Origin of the sequence: Okeania hirsuta (genome assembly GCF_003838195.1) — a bacterium.
Taxonomy (GTDB): Bacteria; Cyanobacteriota; Cyanobacteriia; order Cyanobacteriales; family Microcoleaceae; genus Okeania; species Okeania hirsuta.
Genome location: NZ_RCBY01000380.1, coordinates 1 through 4645, shown reverse-complemented (window position 1 = coordinate 4645; position 4645 = coordinate 1). Strand labels below are relative to the sequence as shown.

Sequence of the window (4645 nt, the reverse complement as noted above, 5' to 3'; positions counted from 1 at the left end):
ACCCGAATCTGTATCCCACAAGCGCAAAGTCCTGTCTCTACTTGCACTGAGAATCTGTTTGCCATCTGGACTAAAGGCAATTGCTGAAGGACTTCCGAAATTCTGGAAAAGTGTCTGGTTTTGTATCTGAAAAAGTGTCTGGTTTTCTAATTGTACACTCAATTGTATCCCCAAATAAATCGATAAACCTGCTCCTAGCACAACCACACTGATAAAAGCAGCAAATTCCCCAACCCTAAACCATTTATTTATCTTGCGTTGCCGAATGCTGCGATCCATAAATTCCTTCCCCAACACAGACAGCAAACCTAACTTTTCATAATTCCCCAAAAAATTCTCTGCTTCCGTCAACTTTAACCCCACAAACAAATAATCCTTTAATTTCCCTTGACTTTCCCACTCTTCAGCCGCCATCTCAATCTTACGCTTGACTCTAATTGCATCGCGGTTTTCACTCACCCAACTCCGCAATAGACTCCAGTGACGAATCAATGCTTCATGTGCCACATCCACCACTGCTACTCTCTCTGCTCGTCCTCCTTTTGCTACTATTTCAGTCGTAACAACCAACTTTTCATCAGCTAACTTCTGAACTACAGTCTCAATCAGTTTTTCTCCATAACGCTCATTAACTAAATTCGGCTGCAATACTCTTCTGCGGGTATCCTCGGTACCTTCTCCCAACTGCGTTAGTTCTAGAAAAATATATCGCGCTGCTGCTTTTTCCTCTTCAGAAAATCCTTCATACACCTGATCAGCACGTTGACGCAATGTACCCATCACACCACCCAATTGCACATAAGTCTTGAGCTGCAAACAATTATCTGTTCTTTCCTCCCACAGCCTTGTCAGTGTATATTGTAACAATGGCAGATACCCTGGAGCATCCGCTACATCTGCCAGTATTTGTTCCACCAGTGCTGGCTCAATTTCCAATTCTACCTGTTTTGCTGGTTCTACAATTGCTTTTCTTAACTCCTCTTCGGACATTCCCATCACAACAACACCATGTTGCTGCATAAGTTGTGCCAGTCCGCTATATTCCTGTTCAATACATTTACTAAAAAAATCTGCCCGCATAGTCAAGACTAAACAGAGTTTATCCGTTTTCGGTAAAGCATCAAACAAGCAGGCAAAAAACTGCTGACGTTCTGAGGTATCCTGACATAAGGTAAAAGCTTCTTCAAACTGATCTACTACCAGCACCAGTTTTGGTGTATCCGCCACAGAAATTATTTGCCTCAAACCTTCAGAACCTTTTTTGATCAATTCCTCAGCTTGAGCTAATTGGGTAGCGCGTTTAATATCAGATAACTCAGAATCTAAAAAATCGAGTGCCAAAGAATTTAGGGGATGTTCGCCAGGATGAAAAATTTTAATCTGCCAACTTTCACTACCAGACAAACGCCTTCCCAACTGTAATTGATATAACAATCCTGCCCTGACAACACTAGATTTACCACTGCCCGAAGCACCCAAGACAGCCAGAAAATTACCAACACGCACCTTTTCTAATAATTCATCAGTTAGAGCAGTACGTCCATAGAAATATCTGGCATCCTCTTCTGTACAATCAAAATAAGCCAAACCTTTGTAAGGACAAATACCTTACTTCTTGACTTTTGAATGCATGACTTCCGTGTAGTGACATTAGGGTGTTGGGTTGCGATCAACGCTTAACCCAACCTACGACTCAGATTAACTCATCATCTCAATGTACCAACTCGATCGCTCGCTTAGTCAAAGTCTCGGCAGTTAAACCATTAAAAGCCATCACCTGACCAGCACTGGAAGCAGTCTCTCCCCGACGCCAAGCAAAGGTATCCCGCTTAACCTGACTCCGTAACATTATCGGTTCCAACATTAAACTCGCACCGCCAGTCACGCCAATTAAGGCATCACCACCAAATAACTTTTCAAAACCAGCATCATCTAAAAATCCGCCATCAGCTTCAGAGCAAGTATCCCAACCTGTATCCTGGGAACGATACAAACGGCGGGGATTAATCACCGAGACTATGCGCACCCCAATACCTTCAGTTTCCAAATAAGCAGCAGCTTCAAATACTGGAATTAATGGCATATCTCCCACTACCGCAAACACAACTGTCTGGTCTCCTGCAACTTCTTGGAGAACAACAGCACCATCCCGCAACCCTTGTCTTGTCTGTTCAAAAGTAGTCCGAATTGGTAGCGGAGATTTACTTGCAGTGATTGTTATACCCTTATTCTTGGTTGTCAGCGCCCACTCATAGCAAGCTTGAATACTGTTAGCATCGGGTGGGAACAGGGCAAACACATTCCCATTGCGCATCATCGCTGCAAAATAAGCCTCAATTTCTGGGCGTTGGTGCGTCCAACCGTTGCGCCCCTGCTCTAATGCTCCCGCAGTAAATAATGTAATTGTTGAAGGAGTAAGGTGACGCAATTCAGCCATTGCTTGGGTGACAGTCTGCCAAATAGGTACGCCGTTAATAGCAAAAGATTCATAGGAACACCAAACTGTCCTCGCTCCCATCAATGCCAAACCCGCAGCCATTCCCGCACAAGCATCTTCGCTCAAAGGTTCGTAAACTTGACCTTTCGGGCCTTGGAAATAAATGTCGTCGGGGGTGGGGTGAATAATTTTCAATGCCTGGTTAACATTGTTAATTCCCGATGCAGCGTTACCATCCGCATTTGTCAGCAAGAAATGAGGGTCTTTTTGACCGACATGAGCTATTAATGCTCCCATTGCAGTTGTGGCAACTTTCGGATCTCCACCAACAGCAAATTCTTCTAGAGGTAGTTGACCTAATTCTGCTAGCGGGTATTCAAATTCAGTGACAACAGTTTTAGAAGCAGGACCCCCAGCAGCACGTTCGCAATTTTTCCGGACTAATTCCCAACCTGCTACTGGTAAAGCACGTTCTTTGAGAGCTTCGATCATGTGGGGACTGTCGAGAGTATCTTTAGGATAGAGGTTATGAGATTTTGAACCTCTGGCATGAACCCCTGTACCCTTAAGTTGTTTGATAATAAAAATGGTAAGTGTGCCACCGAGAGCAGATTTTGCAGCTTTATCCACATTTTCTAATACAGCTTTTGTGAATTCTAGACGCTTTTCAAAAGAGAAAGCACTGCTATCTATATAATCTCCTGCTTGGTTTTTGTCGTCGAAGTCTTTAGCATCTACCAGTACTACTTCCGCAAAACCGTTACCTTTCCAATAGGCAATCATTTCTTCATTGGTTTTGGTAGATACCATACTGTGGTGTTCTTGACTGTAACCATTCCACACTAATACTGGTAAAAAGTTGGTAACTTCAGGATAAGCAGTATTGAAATGTGCCATGGCGCTGACTGGGTATGGTTCGCCCATACCACCATCTCCCATGGTAAATGGAAATAGAGTGTCACGGTGTAATAATGCTGCTGCCATGGCGAAGTGTTGCCCTTGACCCAGTGGTCCGGCAGGGTTTAAAAGTCCTGGGATGCAGCCAGATAGGTGCCCGAGAAGTCCGTGCATTTCCCGGAAGCGATCGCGCATTTGCTGTACTGTGGAGATTTCCATGTCTTCTAGGGAGCGGTCTAGAAATGCAGCGCTATAAAAACCGGGGGCATGGTGTCCGACTTCTGTCATAATATTTTTGTAGCCTAACATTACCAGTGCTGCATAAGCTTCAGCTTGACTAGCAAAACCACCAGGGTGTCCTGATGCTTTGCTGCCTGTAACTTGTAGCATTAGGTAACGCAGAGCATCAGCATAGAGGAGAGTTTGATATACCCCAGCAGGGTCCCTTGGTGAGGCGATCGCTTTACTTCCTTCTGCTATTGCTGGAGTATTACCGTGGGTCTCAAAATCAGGCCAAGCTTCTCCAAAATATTGGATACCTTCGCAAAAATCTGGAACTGTTGTTGGTTTTGGCGTTGTTGCAGTCATACAAATTTATCTGTATTTTTATCTCTTTAATTTTCAGTTAACAATAATTTAACATCTACAGGGATCGATGTTAATTTCTTTTACTTTGGATAGTAATAAGCTCTAGCAATGTTTATTAAGTTATATCTAAATTGAAAAAAACTTAACAATTCAAGTCATTAGAAAATCGAAAAGATAACTAGATAAGAATATGACTCCGACCCAACTACCAATGCCAAAAGCTTATACTCTCATTCGACCCCTAAAATGGGTGGTTCACTTATTGACATTTTTTCATAAATGTGGTTAATAATATGACGATGTATTTCAGGTTCAGCTTGATGGTCTGTGAGTATTCTTCAGCCAATTCCAGGCCATTGTTAATTGTTTAAGAAAAGTCTCTAAAAGAAAATTGCTTTTCAAGGATTTTTTGGCCTCAACAACAAAATTGCGAGATATAGCACTACGTAATTAGGGCGCGGACAATACTAAATGATGAAAATAAGTCAGAGATTACTTTTGTATGGGCGAACGGCCGTATTTGAGTTAAATCCTGACCTGATGGCAGCAGCATTAGCAGTTTGGATATGAGCGAAAGTCGCGCCTAAAGTTACTAATCCTACTGTTGCTGTAGCTACTGATAATTGTTTCACAACTTTGTTCAACATGATTAAATCTGCTGTATAATATCAAATCCGGTAGCATCGGAGTAATTAAACCTGAATTTTCGGCCACCAATGGTAC

General features: G+C 42.7%; 3 protein-coding genes. All 3 read right to left on the bottom strand.

Annotated features, from left to right (window positions below):
- Positions 1 to 1587 (bottom strand): nSTAND1 domain-containing NTPase (locus tag D5R40_RS30500; RefSeq protein WP_445974456.1); only part of this gene is annotated, 1587 nt, incomplete at its 3' end.
- A gap of 124 nt (positions 1588 to 1711) precedes the next feature.
- The gene (locus tag D5R40_RS30495; RefSeq protein WP_124142743.1) at positions 1712 to 3922 is read right to left on the bottom strand and encodes a phosphoketolase family protein; all 2211 of its coding nucleotides are present in this window, start codon (positions 3920 to 3922) and stop codon (positions 1712 to 1714) included.
- A 485-nt stretch (positions 3923 to 4407) separates the two neighbouring features.
- Positions 4408 to 4569 carry a hypothetical protein gene (locus D5R40_RS36525; RefSeq protein ID WP_161564287.1) on the bottom strand — a complete coding sequence of 54 codons (162 nt, stop codon included), beginning with the start codon at positions 4567 to 4569 and terminating at the stop codon, positions 4408 to 4410.
- Positions 4570 to 4645 lie beyond the last annotated feature (76 nt).